This window comes from Trichocoleus sp. FACHB-40 (assembly GCF_014695915.1).
Lineage (GTDB): Bacteria > Cyanobacteriota > Cyanobacteriia > Cyanobacteriales > FACHB-T130 > Funiculus > Funiculus sociatus.
Map to the genome: position 1 here is coordinate 1 of NZ_JACJPF010000061.1, position 17,804 is coordinate 17,804.

The 17,804-nt window shown below is 45.1% G+C and carries 7 protein-coding genes and 1 pseudogene; 2 read left to right on the forward strand and 6 right to left on the reverse strand.

Annotated features, from left to right (window positions below; genetic code table 11):
* Positions 1–165: 165 nt before the first annotated feature.
* Together H6F63_RS31025 and H6F63_RS14240 are read left to right on the forward strand one after the other, a co-directional pair.
* Positions 166–837 (forward strand): annotated as a pseudogene (locus H6F63_RS31025) (ATP-binding protein); the annotation flags it as partial.
* Between the two features lie 259 nt (positions 838–1,096).
* A complete protein-coding gene (locus tag H6F63_RS14240; protein WP_190638293.1) occupies positions 1,097–10,924 on the forward strand; it encodes a CHAT domain-containing protein in 9,828 nt (3,275 codons plus the stop codon).
* A gap of 73 nt (positions 10,925–10,997) precedes the next feature.
* Here H6F63_RS14240 and H6F63_RS14245 read toward each other — a convergent pair whose 3' ends face one another.
* The 6 genes from H6F63_RS14245 to lpxC all read right to left on the reverse strand — a co-directional run bounded on the left by H6F63_RS14245 (position 10,998) and on the right by lpxC (position 17,759).
* On the reverse strand, positions 10,998–13,427 hold the full coding sequence (locus tag H6F63_RS14245) for a PAS domain S-box protein (RefSeq protein ID WP_190638294.1): 2,430 nt from the start codon (positions 13,425–13,427) through the stop codon (positions 10,998–11,000).
* A 334-nt stretch (positions 13,428–13,761) separates the two neighbouring features.
* Entirely contained in the window at positions 13,762–14,094 is a 333-nt protein-coding gene (locus tag H6F63_RS14250; RefSeq protein WP_190638313.1) for a glycosyltransferase, read from the reverse strand.
* A 62-nt stretch (positions 14,095–14,156) separates the two neighbouring features.
* Positions 14,157–15,308, reverse strand: coding sequence for a lipid-A-disaccharide synthase (gene lpxB / locus H6F63_RS14255; RefSeq protein ID WP_190638295.1), 1,152 nt, complete (start codon positions 15,306–15,308; stop codon positions 14,157–14,159).
* Positions 15,309–15,372: 64 nt separating this feature from the next.
* Positions 15,373–16,167 (reverse strand): acyl-ACP--UDP-N-acetylglucosamine O-acyltransferase, encoded by a 795-nt coding sequence (gene lpxA / locus H6F63_RS14260; protein WP_190421931.1) that lies wholly within the window; start codon positions 16,165–16,167, stop codon positions 15,373–15,375.
* Positions 16,168–16,249: 82 nt separating this feature from the next.
* Entirely contained in the window at positions 16,250–16,792 is a 543-nt protein-coding gene (gene fabZ / locus H6F63_RS14265) for a 3-hydroxyacyl-ACP dehydratase FabZ (RefSeq protein ID WP_190421929.1), read from the reverse strand.
* Positions 16,793–16,907: 115 nt separating this feature from the next.
* Positions 16,908–17,759 carry a UDP-3-O-acyl-N-acetylglucosamine deacetylase gene (lpxC, locus tag H6F63_RS14270; protein ID WP_190638296.1) on the reverse strand — a complete coding sequence of 284 codons (852 nt, stop codon included), beginning with the start codon at positions 17,757–17,759 and terminating at the stop codon, positions 16,908–16,910.
* Positions 17,760–17,804: the final 45 nt, after the last annotated feature.

A 17,804-nucleotide genomic window follows, 5' to 3' on the forward strand; every position in this document is an offset into this window, starting at 1 on the left:
ATAGTATAAGCACCTTCTCTCTTACATAAGGATTCTCATGCTCTTTTAAAGTCTTTAGTAGCCGTTCCTTTTGTTCTTGAGAAAGATGGTTTTTGGCTGGCATATGTGGCTAAAAATAACTTAGTACTTAATTTTATATTATACAATCAAGCTGCGTAACAGCTTAAGCAAGCGTCTCGCTTTAGTGCCGATGCTGCACACGAACTCAAGACTCCCCTGGCGATTTTGCAAGGAGAACTGGAACGCACATTGCAACAAGCGGAACCCGGCTCAGAGGTGCAACAGGGTTTGAGCAATTTGCTCGATGAGGTGCGCCGTCTAAGCGGCATTGTGCGTAAACTTCTGCTGCTTTCCCTAGCGGATGCTGGACAAATGGCTTTGTACCGAGTTGGGGTGGATTTGTCTGGCTTGTTAATTGAGATGTTGGAAGATATAGAACTGCTTGCACCTCATCTAGAGGTTAAAACAGAAATTGCCGATGGTTTGCGCGTGCAGGGCGATCGCGATTTACTCGTTCAGGTCTTGCAAAACTTGATTAGCAACGCGATTAAATACAATTTGCCTAACGGCTGGATTCGGATTGATGCTCGTCGTCAGGGTGCAACCGTATTGATTACCATCAGTAATTGCTCGAAAGAGATTCTATTGAGTGATCGCGATCGCATTTTTGACCGCTTCCATCGCGGTGATCCAGCCCGAACGCGCAAAGTGGAGGGAATTGGATTAGGACTCAGCTTAGCGCGAGAAATCGCGCGATCGCACGGTGGCGACCTGAAGCTTGACCCAACATTATCTGGACAGACTGAATTCACCCTAACCTTACCAGTTGGTTTATAAATAATTGATTATAAACATTAATTAATTTATTTTATAGCAATAAGACTTTTTTTTAGAAAAAACTTATATAAATCACCCGTTCGCCTTCGAGTTGTGAATTTTTTGTATAGCAATATTGCCCTCTTTGTTAAGTCTTTAAACTACTTCAGACCTAATTGATGATTTCTTTATCTCAACTGTGATATTACGGAGTGGGTAAGAATTCTATTAAAGAATTAGACTAACCACATATTTTTCATCAGCCGTAAGGAAGAGATTGATGTCAGTATTTACCAGCAGAATCGGTGTCCTGTTAGCTTGGACGTTGCTTTGGGCGGTTGTAGGTGTACGCACATCTGCCGAGACAATTATTGCGACACCGGATGACACGAAGACTGTAGTTAAGCAGGATGGCAAACGAATTGACATCACTGGCGGCACCCTTTCAGGCGATCGCGCAAATCTCTTCCACAGCTTTACTAAATTTGGTGTCAATTCTGGCGAAATTGCCAACTTTCTCTCCAACCCAGACATTCAGAACATCCTGGCCAGAGTACGTGGAGGCGATGCCTCGGTAATTAATGGTCTGATCCAGGTAACGGGCGGGAATTCTCACCTATTCTTAATGAATCCCGCAGGCATTGTTTTTGGCGCTAACGCTAGGCTAAACGTGCCTGCCTCTTTCACGGCCACTACTGCTAATGGCATTGGCTTTGGTGACAATTGGTTTAACGCCACTGGTGCCAATGACTACGCTGCTTTAGTCGGTACGCCCAGCAGCTTTGCGTTCACAATGAGTCAGCCTGGGGCGATAATCAATGCCGGAGACCTTGCAGTAGGACAAGGGCAAAATCTTACCTTACTCGGTGGCACAGTTATCAGTACCGGGAAGTTGTCCGCACCAGGAGGTAATATCACCGTCGTAGCCGTACCCGGCGAGAAGGTGGTACGGATATCGGAACCGGGAAAATTGCTGAGTTTAGAAATTGCACTCCCTAGCGCAGGGGGGACACCTGAGAATTGGATGGGGCCAGTTGCAGATTTACCAACTCTGTTGACAGGCGCAAATGTAGGGAACGCCACAGCAGTCACAGTAAACAGTGAGGGAAAGGTAGTTATTAGCGGTTCTGGGATACCAGCAGCACCGGGTACTGCGATTATAACTGGTGCCGTCGATGTATCGGGAACTGGCGGCACGGTGCAAGTTTTGGGTGAAAAAGTTGGTTTAGTTGGTGCCAATATTAACGCATCAGGCAACCTCGGCGGCGGTACAGTGTTAATTGGCGGCGACTATCAGGGGAAAGGAAAAGTCCCGAATGCCAACCACACCTTTGTTGACAGCAAAACCACAATTAACGCAGATGCCGTAACTAATGGTAATGGCGGACGTGTAATTGTTTGGTCGGACGACAAAACCGAGTTTCAAGGCAATATTACAGCGCGTGGTGGCGCTAATTCTGGTAATGGCGGTTTTGTCGAAACATCGGGAAAGCTAAGTCTTAAATATGACGGTTTTGTGGATTTGCGGGCAAGTAATGGATTAACTGGGCAATTATTATTAGATCCGCCCGATTGGGTCATTGCCGATAGTGACGGAGATATTACTCCTTCGGACGTAGTAACGGCACTCCAAACTGCTGAGGTCTTCTACTCCGGTACTAATTCCCTCACCGTTCAAGATACCGTTGATTCCAGCGGCAACGCCAATGCTAACAAGCTAACTTTAGGCGCTCCTACCGTCAACTTGAATGCATCGATGAAGCTTAAGGGCGGTTTGACTATTAATAGTGTAGTGCTAAATATTAACTCTGCTGCTGATTTGGATCTGGGTGGTGCTTTTAGTCAAATTAGCGCCGGAGTTGTTAATACCGCAGGAGATATCACAACTGCTAACCAAAGTATTAGCTTCACGGGTGCAGTCAACCTGACAGAAAACGTAACGCTAAACGCTGGAAATGCTGATATTATCTTCAACAGCACGATAAATGGCGGTAAAAATCTAGGACTAACGGCAGGCACAGGTAATATTGATTTTATTCAGGCAGTGGGTAATAATACCCGTTTGGGCAATATCACTATTACCAGTGCCACAGATGTAAACACAAAAGCTATTTCTGCTACCAGCATTACTCAAAGTGCAGGTACAGGAACTACTACTTTTGATGGCGAACTCAATACTGCTAGAAATATTAATTTAACAGGTCAAGGTTTTGACTTCAAAAAGCAGGTTATAACCACCAATAACGGAACTTTTACTATTAACAATAGCGGCAGCTTCAGTATTGCTGCTGGCATGAACTTGCAAGGGGAGTTTAATCAAAACGGTTTAGGTGCAGTTTCTCTTGGCGGCGACATTAGCACCAGCAATGACAACATCAGCTTTAAGAGTGCAGTCACTATGCCTGGGGGTGATGTGGCAATCAGTGCGGGAACTGGTAGGCTTAACTTTGACTCTACCGTGGCTGCTGGTAACAACAATCTTACTCTGACAGCAGACGAGATTGATTTCACAAATCAAGTATCTGGCAGCAAAAATCTTGTACTTGAGTCATTCTCAACCAACAAAGCGATCGCTATCGGTTCAACTGGCAACAATACGGCTGCTTTGGATCTGACAGCAGCTGAATTAAATTTATTGCAAGATGGCTTTTCCTTGCTTACCATCGGACGAAATGATAGCAACGGAACGATTACCATCCCCAAGAATATCGCCTTCAGCGATCCGGTGAAGATTCAGTCTCCTCAAGGTGCGATCGCTTTGAATGGGTCAATTACGGGATCGGGTAATGCCTCAATTACCATCAATGGCAATGTTTCCCTCGCTGGTGCAAATAACCTGGCAATTAACACAAGCGAAGCTAATGGTAACATTACCATCGATGGCACTATCAATGGCAATAAACCGCTATCTTTACAAGCTGGAAGCGGCGATATCAGTGTTAACGGTGCTATCGGCAACACCGCACCTTTAAGTAGTTTGGCAATCGCTGGCAAAAACATCAGTGTAAAGGACATTGGCGACAATAATACTATAGGTGTCAGCGGCGATACTTCAATAAATGCCACAACAGCGATTGCATTCACTGGAACCACCTACAAAGCTAACAAGCAAACCTACATAGCACCCAATTTCGTAATGAGTGGGGCAGCAAAAACGTTCACTTCATCAGGAGATAACATAGCCTTCCAAACTGGCAGCATTAAACTAGAGGATAACTCTAACCTGACGGTGAATAGCAACAACGGCAATATCAACTTGGGAGAGATACGTGGCACCAGTGATGAAGACTTGAATTTGAATGCAGGTACAGGCACCGTGAGTGTGGGTGCAATTGGCTTTTTGAAGGCAGATGATATCAATGCTATTTCGATTACAGCTGATGAGATTAATTTAGCTGGCAATGTGTTTGGAAATACAGCAGAGATTGCCACAAGCAAAGCAATTTCCCTCGGCGGTGTGGTTGCAGGTGCTTTGAATCTGACCGCAACCATAGGAAAATTGCAAGATGGTTTTAGCTTAATTACGATTGGTAATGCTACTGGAGGCGACATCACGGTAAATGCGATCGCATTCGCCGATCCGGTGAAAATTCTCTCTGGAGGCACAATCAATCTTAATGGTTTGGTTGCAGGCACAGACAATGCCTCGATTACTCTCAACGGTACAGCAATCAACCTGAATGCAGGTATTACCACAATAGATCGAGATATCAATATCACCGCTACTGGTAATGATGGGGTGAAACTGGGCAACAGCTTAACGCTTAACACGGGATTGACGGGCGGCGGCAATATTAGTATTGAGGGAAATATTAACAGCAATAACCCTGGCGTGCATAACCTGACTTTGAATGCAGGCAGCGGTAATATTACCATTAACGATGCAGTTGGCAACAGTACGTCACTGGGAACAATTGGGGGCATCACTGCTTTAGAAAGCTTAAACTTCAGCGGCAACAATATATCTGTTGGTAATATTGGCGGTACAGGGGCGGGTGTCAGCGGCGATACTTCAATAAATGCCACAACAGCGATCGCATTCACTGGAACCACCTACAAAGCTAACAAGCAAACCTACATAGCACCCAATTTCGTAATGAGTGGGGCAGCAAAAACGTTCACTTCATCAGGAGATAACATAGCCTTCCAAACTGGCAGCATTAAACTAGAGGATAACTCTAACCTGACGGTGAATAGCAACAACGGCAATATCAACTTGGGAGAGATACGTGGCACCAGTGATGAAGACTTGAATTTGAATGCAGGTACAGGCACCGTGAGTGTGGGTGCAATTGGCTTTTTGAAGGCAGATGATATCAATGCTATTTCGATTACAGCTGATGAGATTAATTTAGCTGGCAATGTGTTTGGAAATACAGCAGAGATTGCCACAAGCAAAGCAATTTCCCTCGGCGGTGTGGTTGCAGGTGCTTTGAATCTGACCGCAACCATAGGAAAATTGCAAGATGGTTTTAGCTTAATTACGATTGGTAATGCTACTGGAGGCGACATCACGGTAAATGCGATCGCATTCGCCGATCCGGTGAAAATTCTCTCTGGAGGCACAATCAATCTTAATGGTTTGGTTGCAGGCACAGACAATGCCTCGATTACTCTCAACGGTGCAGCAATCAACCTGAATGCAGGTATTACCACAATAGATCGAGATATCAATATCACCGCTACTGGTAATGATGGGGTGAAACTGGGCAACAGCTTAACGCTTAACACGGGATTGACGGGCGGCGGCAATATTAGTATTGAGGGAAATATTAACAGCAATAACCCTGGCGTGCATAACCTGACTTTGAATGCAGGCAGCGGTAATATTACCATTAACGATGCAGTTGGCAACAGTACGTCACTGGGAACAATTGGGGGCATCACTGCTTTAGAAAGCTTAAACTTCAGCGGCAACAATATATCTGTTGGTAATATTGGCGGTACAGGGGCGGGTGTCAGCGGCGACACGATTCTGAATGCCAGCAACAACCTCACCTTCACTGGCACTACTTATAACGCCAACAAACAAACCTACACTGGAACAGCTTTTAATCTAAGCAGTCGCGCAGCAACCACCTTTACTTCTAGTAGCGATGCCATTAGCTTTGAATTAGGCACGATCCAACTTGACAACGGCTCTGACTTAACTATCAACAGCAACGGCGGCGCGATCGCTCTTACATCTGTGCGCGGTGACAGCGGCGAAAATCTCACCTTGAATGCAGGTACGGGTAGCGTCAGCGTCGGTGCTATTGGCAATGGAAATGAAATTAAAACTGTAGATATTAGCGCCGGTAATGGCATTACCCTGAAAGGAAACATTACTACCTCAGATGCAACTGGTAATAATGTCACTCTAAATGGTTCAACAACTCTAGAGACAGGCGTTACTATTGATACTGATAACGCAACTAACGACGGCAATATTAACTTCAACGGCCCTCTGGACGGTGGCTTTAGCCTGAATTTGGAAGCAGGAAACGCAGATATTACCTTTGGTGGAAAAGTAGGTGATAGTGGCTTAGGTAAACTAACTGTTACCAGCGCCCGCAACGTCACTGCAAATGACTCTATAACCGCCTCTAGTATCAGTCAAAATGCAGGTACGGGTACTACTACCTTCAAGGGCGCACTTGATACAAATGCGGCGGATGGCATCAGTCTAACCGGAAACGTTTTTAATCTGAATACAATTAATACTACTGGAGACGGCGGTGTTACTATTAATAATAGTGGTCAATTAACTATTAGTTCTGCCGCTAACTTTACCTTAGATGGAGGATTCATTCAAACTGGTACAGGTGCCGTTTTTACTGGTAGTAATATTACCACCACTAACGACAATATAAGCTTTAATAGTGGCGTTACTCTCAGAGAAAATATTAAACTCGACACGGGTGCTGGTGCGGGAAATATTAGCTTTAATAGCAATATAAATGGCGGAAAAAACTTAGAATTGGCAGCAGGTACGGGTGATATTAATCTAGGTGGTGCGGCGCAAGTTAGAGAACTGAATTTTACAAGTGCTAATAATATAGAAACGCAAGCGATCGCATCCTCTAGCATCCGCCAAAATGCAGGCAGGGGTACTACTACTTTCAACGGCACTCTAAATACTAATACCGCAGATGGCATCAACCTGACTGGTAATAATTTCACCTTTCAAGGCGCTATCAACACCGCTGGCAATGGTGGATTCACTATCAAAAATAGGGGTCAGTTAACAATTAATTCTGATGCCGACATGAACCTGGCGGGAGCATTTTTACAAAAAGGTTCTGGCACAGCTATTACTGCGGGAGACATTACTACCAGCAACGACGCTATTACCTTTAAAGGGCCAGTGCAACAGACGGAAAATATCGCACTTACGTCTGGAAGAGGTACGATTACTTTTAAGTCTAGCTGGGCAGCAGGTGACTACTCCCTAACTTTGACAGGAAATGAAATTAACTTCAAGGGAGGAGATAATACAGTTACGGGTAGCAATACTATAAGGCTGCAACCTGCAACAAATGGGTTAGCGATCGCGATCGCTGGATCTGAAGGCACTTCGGCGCTAGATATCTCGAAAAGAGATATTAATGCTATGAATGGGTTTAATCCCATTATCATCGGTTCAGATAATGGCAGTGGCAATGTCACCATCAAGGCCGCCAATTTCAACGACCCAGTAAAAATTCAATCTCCCAATGCGACTATTGATGTCAACGGAAAGATTACAGGCCAAGGAAATGCTTCCATTACCCTCAACGGTGCAACAATTAATCTAAATGCCAATATTAGCACAGAGGGACAAGACATTGTCCTCGGTCAATTGGACAAAATTGTCAGGCTAAATAAGGATATAGAACTGGCAAGCAATGGCGGTAAGATCATCTTTCAAGGTTTTATTAGCGGGTTAGAAGCTAATGAGCAACTGTTGACACTCAGTCCTGGTATAGGAGGACAAGCTATCTTTAATGGCGATTTAATTGGTAAACCAAAGGCACTCAGAGGCTTAATTATTAATTCAGATATTTTAATTATCGGCGGGAATCAAGCTACCATTTCAGGTGATAAACTCGTCGATGTTTTTAAAGAAGTAACTATCAACGCTTTGGAAACAAGATTATCAGGCACTATTACTACCTTAGATGGCAACATCACTTTTAACGGGAATGTTACTCTGACTGACGATACTTTCCTCAACACGGGTGCTTTCGGTAAAGGTAATATCTCGTTCAACGGCACCCTAGATAGCGAGACAGGCGAATATAACCACTTGCGGATGGTTGCAGGCACAGGAAACATTTTATTCGGTAACACTGTGGGTGCTGGAACGGGTAGAGAGTTGGGTGCAATATTAATTGAAAATGCCACGGATGTAACCGCTAATTCAACAATTGCTGCTGCCAGTTTCACGCAATTAAGTGGTAGTGGCACTACTAATTTAGCGGGGGATATCGCAACTACTGCGCCTGCTGGTGTGAATATCGTTGCTAACAATGTCCAGGTAGGCAATATCAGCACTAATGGCGGCAAAGTTAATTTAAACGGGGATACACAAGTCCGCACCCGTAATGTCATCTCGAAAGGTGGGGAAATCACCTTTAATAGCGACAGGGGATCTATTAATACCGGATCTTTAGACTCATCTTCTGCTATTAAGGGTGGCGCGATCGCGCTTTCCAGCAACTCCGGAAGCGTACAAACTGGTAATATTACATCACGCTCTAAAACTGATGCTGGCCCAATTACGGTTATAGCGCGGGACAACATCGAGACTTTGGATCTAGACGCAACTTCTAAAAGTGCTGGCGGCGCAGTTTCTCTCACCAGCCAACAAGGATCTATACAAAGCGGCAATATCACCTCGAAAGACGCAGAAATCACCCTTGCAGCGCCAGACGACATCGCTACAGGAAACATAGATTCATCTGGTGGCACGATTTCGGCAAAAAGTCAAGATGGTGCCATTAAAACAGGAAATTTAACATCTTCTGGAAGAACCAACGGCGGTGCAGTCACTGCAACCTCGTCGCGTAACCTCACCACTGGCAACATTGATTCGTCTTCCAAAAATGGCGCAGGCGGCGCAGTTACTCTGACAAGTCAACAGGGAACCATTACCAGCGCCAATGTAACGTCAACCTCCTCTGGGAAAGGCAGTGGTTCTGTCACCGCATCAGCTCCCAACGGCATTGTAACCGCAAATATAGACACATCTTCTAGTGCTGGTACTGGGGGAGCGATCGCGCTAAACAGCGATATCGGCAACATACTTACCGGAGACTTAACATCAACAGGAGCAGCAGGCGGCGCTGTGATCGAAGTTGATACACTTGGCGCTATAAATACTGGGATTATAGACTCTAGTTCTAGCTTGGGCAATGGCGGTAATGTCACCATATCTAATCCTCTTAAAAAACTTGACAGAACTCCGATAAATGACATTCAAGTTGTTTCCATTAACGCCCAAGGTGGAAGTGCCGGAGTAGGAGGAATTGTCACCATTACCACCGACCATTTCTTCCGCGCTACAGGCACTTTCACAGATGCTAGAAACCCATTTCCTACCAGCATTTCCACCGCCGGAGGAATTCTAGATGGTTCGATTAATATTTTCCACGGCGGCGGCACAGCTTACACTGCCTTTGTTGTAGGTGATGCTACAGAAAATGGTACTGCGGGTGCTATTAGCAGCGGCATTGGATTGATTAACACGATTTTGCCATCAAAAGAGTTTACCTCTGCTTACCGCCAAGGCAATATTCAAATTATTCCCCGCCGCCCCGGACAAAACCTACTACCTTTATCCGGAGTCGCTACGATTGGTACATCTACCAATAATGCTACTGTTGAAATTGATAAAAACGTTGGCGAAATTGAGAGAAGCCTCACGTCTGAATTTGACCAATATTTAGGTAAAACTGGTACCACTGCAATTAGAAGCCCAGGGGAAGACAGAGAAATTTTAGGCAGAATTGAAACTAAAATTGGTGTCAAATCAAGTTTCATTTATGCCACCTTTGTTCCGGCGCGGGTATCAGAAAGCTCTAACATTCAATCAGAGAAAGATAACGACCAATTAGAACTGGTAGTAGTTACCTCTAAGGGTTCCATTGTCAAGCGAATTCCGGAAGCAACACGGGCTAAGGTACTCGCACAGGTTAAAAAATTACGCAACGAAGTAACTATCAGGGACAATGCTGAACGTAATAGTAAGAGTTATTTACCTTTTTCCCAAAAACTTCATCAGTGGTTGATTGCACCTATACAACCCGATTTAGAAAAGCAAAACATCCAGAATCTGGCATTTATCATGGATAATGGCTTGCGAAGTCTGCCCGTCGCCGCCCTCCACGATGGACAAAAGTTTCTCGTTGAAAAATACAGTGTCGGTTTGATGCCTAGTTTCAGCTTAACTGATACGGGTTATGTGGACATTCGCAACGCCAAAGTCTTAGCAATGGGAGCATCAAAATTCACCGACCAAGATCCCTTACCTGCTGTACCCTTGGAGTTGGACATCATCACTCGGAAACTTTGGTCGGGTAAGTCTTTCCTCAACAAGGACTTCACCCTAGAGAATATCAAAGCACAACGTCGCCAACAGCAGTTCCAGATCGTCCACCTAGCTACTCATGGCGAATTTAAAGCAGGCGCACCAAGCAATTCCTACATTCAGATGGGAAACAGCAAGCTGAGTTTGGATCAACTACCCAATTTAGACTGGAAAAAACCAGCGGTGGAACTATTGGTTCTAAGTGCTTGTCGGATGGCGGTAGGAGATGAAGACAAGGCAGAGTTAGGATTTGCTGGGTTAGCGGTGCAAGCGGGAGTTAAGTCAGCGCTGGGTAGTCTGTGGTATGTGTCAGATGCGGGAACTTTGGGGTTGATGACAGATTTCTATCAAGAGTTGAAAACAGCCTCAACTAAGGCGGAGGCGTTGCGGCGGGCGCAGGTAGCAATGCTGAAAGGAGAAGTGCGCTTGGAAGGGGGACAGCTACATACTGCTGCTGGTAATATCCCTCTTGGTTCCGAATTAGCCAAGCTGGAAGGTAAGCAGTTACAACATCCCTATTTCTGGTCTGCTTTTACGATGATTGGTAATCCTTGGTAGAAAAGGAAAATGGCTTTAAGCGTTAGTCGTAGGTTGGGTGAGGTTCCAAAGCCCCAACCTACGGCTTTGTTGTTTAAGAGGCTACCCGCTGGGGTGTTGCTGATATAGATGTTAGGCAGCAGTATGCCCCTAGTACCGATTCCTGTTCAACTTTTTGTAGCGGAATTTCTACAATAAATTCTGTTCCTTTGCCGGGTGTTGATACACACTTTAGTTGCCCGCCGTGGCGTTCAACTACAACCTGATAGCTAATAGACAAGCCTAAACCGGTGCCTTGTCCTACGGGTTTAGTGGTAAAGAAGGGGTCAAAGATTCGTTGTTGAATTGCTTCTGGAATGCCGGGGCCATTGTCGGAAATCCGGATGATAACAGAGGAAGGAGCAAGGTTTACAAGGCAAGGATTAATGAAATCAAAGTCATTTTTTATACTTCCTTGTTCATTCTTCAAGGATGTGCTAATGGTAATCTTGCTGCGATCGCGATTTATTTCTTCAAGCGATCGCTTAGAATTATATTCTTCCAGGGCATCAATCGCATTACTGATTAAATTCATAAACACCTGGTTGAGTTGGCCTGCGTAGCAATCCACCTCTGGCAATTCGCCGTATTCTTTAATAATTTGAATGGGGGGACGGGAGCATTCTTCTTTTAAACGATGCTGCAAAATCAATATGGTATTGTCTATGCCTTCGTGAATATCAACTGGTTTTTTCTGGGCTTGATCGTGACGGGAGAAGTTTCTTAAACTCAGTACCAAATCGCGGATGCGGTCTGCTCCCATTTTCATAGAAGCTAATAATTTTGGTAAATCTTCAATTAAGAAGTCCAATTCAATAGCATCAGCTTCTTCTTGAATTTCTTCTGGTGGTTTTGGCAGGTACTTTTGATAGAGTTTCAATAGATTCAGTAAATCTTTGGCGTACTGACTGGCAGGTGCCAAATTTCCATAAATGAATGAAACTGGATTATTAATTTCATGGGCGACACCAGCGACTAATTGCCCCAAACTGGACATTTTTTCGCTCTGAATTAGTTGAGCTTGAGTTTGTTTCAGCTCATGCAAAGTTTGTTTTAGCTGGGTTGCTTGTTGTTTTAGCTGGGTTTCTGATTGGCGCAATGCAGCTTCAGCAGCTTTGCGTTCGACCAGTTCAGTTGACAACTGTTGAAACAGGGTTGATTGTCCAATAGCGATCGCTAGTTGCACGCTCAACTGTTTTAGCAACATCACTTCCGATTCTTGCCATTTCCGAGATTCGCTGCAATGATGAGCAATTAGTAATCCCCACAAGTGTTCCCCTTGCAAAATTGGAACTACCAAATTTGCTTTCACCTGAAACTTCGCCAGTAAATCAACGTGACATTGCTGAATACCATCTGTGTAAATATCTTCAATTGCGCGAACTCGGCCTTGTTGGTATGGTGAAACGCAATTTTTTGCAAAACAGGGATCTTTGATGTTGGTTCCCAAAATTGGCATCCAATCCTCACCGACAGATTCCACCGCTACAACCCCGTCCCCATCAGGCTCCAGACGGTAAATTAGCACTCTGTCTGTCCCTAGCAAAGTTCGCACTTCCTCGACAGTAGTGTTGAGGACTTCTTCTAGATTCAGAGAGGCGCGGATGCGTTTAGCGATCGCTCCTACCAATCTTTCTCGCAAAAATTGCTGTCGCGACGCTTCCTCGGCAAGTTTACGCTCGGTGATATCCATCACCGTTCCCATCAGTCGCACCCCCTCACCTCTCTCATCGCGCCACACGGAGCCCATACTCACAACCCAGCGCACCGTGTTTTCAGGGGTGATGATGCGATATTCCGAATTTAAGTTTCCTCCCTCCTTGACGACGCGAGCCATTTCCAACGCTACGCGGTAGCAATCATCAGGATGAACGCACTTGAGATAATCCTCATAAGTTTTAGCACGGGAACCAGAAGCAATCCCAAAAAGAGATTCCACTTCTGGAGAGCCGCTTACCTGCTCAGTCCGCAGATCCCATTCCCAAACCCCCATTTTTGCCGCATTCAGAGTCAGTCGCAGTCTCGCCTCGCTTTCTCGCTCTCTCTCTTGAGCCTGCTTCCTCTCTGTAATATCCGTCTGAACCCCAATAAATTGAGTTACGCGCCCTTCATCGTCGCACACCGGAGAAATGGTCAGTTCATTCCAGAAAGGCGTTCCATCCTTCCGATAATTCTTCAGAACTACCACGCATCCTTCCCCTGTCCGCAAAGCTTGGCGAATTTGCTCAACAGCGGCTGGATCAGTATCTGGCCCTTGCAAAAATCGGCAGTTGCGTCCCAGCACTTCGGCGGCTGAATAGCCTGTTATTCGCTCAAAAGCAGGATTGCAATAGATTATTGGATTATGCGGTTGGATCGCATCGCTGATCGTAATCCCGCAACTGGTTGCTGCCATCGCTCGGTCATAAAGTCTCAGTGTCTCTTTGTCTCCTTGATGTCCTGTGAAGTCTTGAAACGCCCCAAACCTTGCTTGCTGGCTTGCCATCAGATTTTATAACCGAACGTTTACAGCATTTTTACAAGATAAATCATAATTTAAAAAAAATTAAATATATCTATAGGTAGATCAACAAATCTCCTATCGTCGAGTTTATATTTTTGCTAATAAAAATTCCCTGATTCCTCAATCTATTGTAAACCAAATTTCAGGAATAGCCACCATTTGAGGCACTTTCTAAGAATCCGGAAATTTTTCAAAAAAAGTATAAATTTCCTTAAAAAATTATAATATATATATGAAGCTTTCATTAAGTTAAGAATGTTGCCAGCTGCAAAATGTATCCTTCCAGCTGGACAGCACTGTGCGCGGCAGTATGCTGTCATAAAACACGAGTACGAGCGCGATCGCCTATAGCAATTCTTTCATTTTCCGGTATTTCTTGGAGATATCGCAAAATATCATCACTTCGATCTGCAATCAGAATTTCTGTGCCAAACTCAAAGATTGTGTCGAGTCCAAAGAAGCGATCGCTAATAATCCGAGTTCCACACCCCGCCGCCTCAAATAGCCGCACACTGGGAGAATAACCAGCCCGAATCATATCAGCTCTAGTAACATTCAGCGTGAACCGCTGCGAATTATAAAACCAACGGTCTTGAGCAGGCGGCAGATGGTCAATGCGCTCAACATTATAAGTATATCTAGTTTGAATAGGCCAAGGTCAGAGATTGTGCCTCCAGAACTTGTTCCGAGTTTTTCACTCAAAAAGAGAAATTAAAGTAACTGGAGAATTTCTTTAGCGGCGCGATCGCATACTCCAACTTCCCCTAAAGAAAGACGCATCTCTTGATAGTCTGCCAAAATTTGCTCTCGGCGTTCGGAATTGAAAAGTATTTCTAAAGCAACATCCACAATATTTTCTGACGTAGCTTGTTCTTGCAGTAACTCCGGTACAATTGACCGCATCAGCACCAAATTGGGCGGCGACATAAAGGGAATAGAAAATTTGAATAGGCGAGCAATCAAGTAAGTTAATGCGCTGAGGCGATAAATAACTACCTGCGGAACATTTAATAGCGCAAGTTCTAAATTTACAGTCCCAGATTTAGTAATTGCCAAGTCAGCAGCAGCCAGCACTTGCTGCGTCTTTTCTGATACTAGAGTGGCGTTTAAATCATATTTCTGAATCGCCGCTTCTATTTTTTGTCGATAAACTTCCAGCGACAAAGGAATCCAGAAATGAACTTGCGGTAACTTGTCCTGAATAGCTTTAGCAGCCTCAAAAATTACTGGCATCAAGTATTTTAATTCTTGAGGACGCGAGGCAGGAATTAACGCGATCGCTGTCTGTTCTGACCCGATTCCCAAAGCTTGTCGCGCCTCTTCCCTACTAGGTGCAGTAGCCATTCTATCTACCAGAGGATGCCCTACTAAAGCTACAGATGCACCTCGTTTTTGGAAATAAGTAGCTTCCCCCGGAAAAATTGCCAGTAAGCGATCGCTTATTTCGATAATTCGCTTCGTATCCTGGGGAAAAGGCGACCAAACCCACACCTGCGGCGAAATATAATACACCACTGGCACGGATGGCAACCGACGTTTGATATAGCTACCAAAGCTCAAATTTGATCCCATGTAGTCAATCAAGACTACCAAATCCGGCGGACTAGCTTGCAGATATTGTTTAGCGCGACGCTGGACTTGTAAAGTAGGCAACACAAAAGGCAGAGATTCCAAAAGCCCCATTGAACCAATGCCGCTGGTATTTGCCAGCATGGTAGCACCAGTAGCCGCCATGCGATCGCCTCCCAAGGCAACAATGTCTAACTTTATACCAGCAGCAGCAGCTTGCCGATAAAGTCCTTCAATCAGCAGCGCCCCCTGCAAATCCCCAGAAACTTCGCCAGTGCTAATAAATATACGCATTAATTTAGTAATTGCTAATTGAATGATTGCTAATTTATTACCATTAGCTATTAGCCATTAGCCATTAACCTTTCCCAGGAATTGGCCCTCGCCGTCCTTCAGATTGAGAAAGTTGCAAAAAGCTACGCAGGTGCTGTAAATGTTCGTTATCGGGAAGTAAATCCAGCTGTTCTAAAGCTTCAGTTAGGGGTAATCCTGAACGGTAGAGAATCCGGAAAGCTTTCTTTAAGTATCCCAACTCAGTCATGCTTAAACCTGCGCGTTTAATGCCAACCAAATTGAGACTTCGCACTCGTGACGGGCTTCCTTCTACCAACATATAAGGTGGTACATCCCGGTCAATGCGACTCATCCCACCAAGCATTGCCATTCGTCCGACGCGAACAAATTGATGAATACCTACAGCACCACCAATCACCGCCCGCGACTCAATATGGACGTGTCCAGCCATTGCTAAAGCATTGGAAATTATGACGCTATCTTCAATTACGCAATTATGAGCCACGTGGACATAAGCCATTAACAAATTGCCATTGCCAATTACTGTGGCTTCACCTGCGCCAGTTGCCCGATTAATTGTGACATACTCCCGAATAGTGTTTCTGTCGCCAATTTTTACCCAACTGGCTGCACCTTGATACTTGAGGTCTTGGGGTTCTAAGCCAATTGCCGCCCCAGGAAAAATTTTATTTTGGGAGCCAATTTCTGTTAGCCCATCTAACACCACATGAGCGCCAATTACGGTGTCAGAGCCTACCTTTACTTGCTCCCCAATTACCGCATAAGCACCAACTTGGACGCTAGGGTGTAGTTGGGCATCAGGGTGAATTACAGCAGTGGGATGAATTAGTGTTTTCATAAAAATTAAAAAGAAAAAAGTAAAAAGAAAAAAGGAAAAGGTTCTTTCTTTTGCCTTTTACCTTTTTACTTTTGCTTTTGTTTTAGTCCACAAGGGAAAACATTAGCTCGCCTTCGGTAACTAATTGACCGTTAACTTCGGCACGAGCTTGCATCTTTCCAAAACGACGACGCTTGACACACAGCAGTTCCGCTGTCATCACTAGCTGGTCGCCCGGTACTACAGGACGACGGAAGCGGACTTTATCAATGCCTGCGAACATAAATAAGCCGCTTTCAATATCTGGTAGTTGGGTTAATACTATACCGCCTACTTGGGCCATTGCTTCCACAATTAGCACTCCCGGCATAATAGGGCGACCTGGGAAATGTCCTTGAAAATGGGGTTCGTTGAAGCTGACGTTTTTTATGCCTACAGCCTTTTTTCCAGGTACGTAGTCGATAATCCGATCCACTAAGGCGAAGGGATACCGATGAGGCAGCAGTTTGTGAATTTCTTCGAGTGTGAAGACAGTTTGATGAGCCGAGACGCGATCGCTATTTTCTACTTTCTCAGCATCTTCTTTATTCTCGGTCGCCGCCGTAGCAGATGTATCAGCGGTATTGGCATCAATCAGTGTGGACATGAGCAAATTTTGAATCGGGGCTAAGGGCAGTAGAGGAGTCAGTGTAAGCGCAATTACCTATCATCCCATAGGTATGTTTCACCAACCCAGCTGCGTTGTGAGTTAAATTGCATCTTCAGCCCTTAACATTCATTTTTTGGGCTAGCTGCTGGGCGAGTTGGATGTGTAGGTTATGGCTAGCTTTGTAAGCCAGGATATGCGCTACAGGAAAATCTCCCAGTAAACTTAAATCCCCTACTAAGTCTAAAAGTTTATGACGTGCTGGCTCATTTGAAAATCTCAAAGGAGGATTAATCCAACCTTGAGAACCGCAAACCAGCGCATTTTCTAGACTTCCGCCTTTTATTAAACCTGCGGTTTGCAGTTGCTCAATTTGGTGAGCGAGTCCAAAAGTGCGGGCGGGCGCGATCGCTTGGGCAAAACTTTCCTGCGCTGGACACCAGCTGTGCCACTGATTGCCAATCGCTGCTAAATCAAAATCAATCCCGTAGGAAAATCGGGTCAAGGGTGCTGGCAGTGCCGCAACAAAGGCATCGCCATCATACACCCAAACAGGTTCTTGAAGGATAAAGGAGGAATCTGGACTTGATTCTAAGTTTGGAACAACTCCCACTTGGCTAATCGCTTTCACCCACTCCAGGGCCGATCCATCCAACAGCGGTACTTCCGGGCCATCAATCTCAATTCGAGCATTATCAACACCGCTACCAGCTAAAGCACACAGCAGGTGTTCGACTGTCCGGACACGGGCTGAACCCTCACCCAGTTCCGTTGACAGAGTTGTAGAGACTACCGCCTTCACCTGTGCGGGAATTTGCGGAGAATCTGGGAGATCCACCCGTACAAAGTAGCGTCCCTCTCCCACCTCTGCTGGTAGCACCCGGACATGAGTCACGACACCGCTGTGTAGACCAATACCAGACAGTTCAAAAGATGCCCCTAGCGTTTGTTGCTTGTCCGTTGTCATTTCTCGATTGCCCGTTGTTAGTTGAAGGATGGCTAATGGCTAATT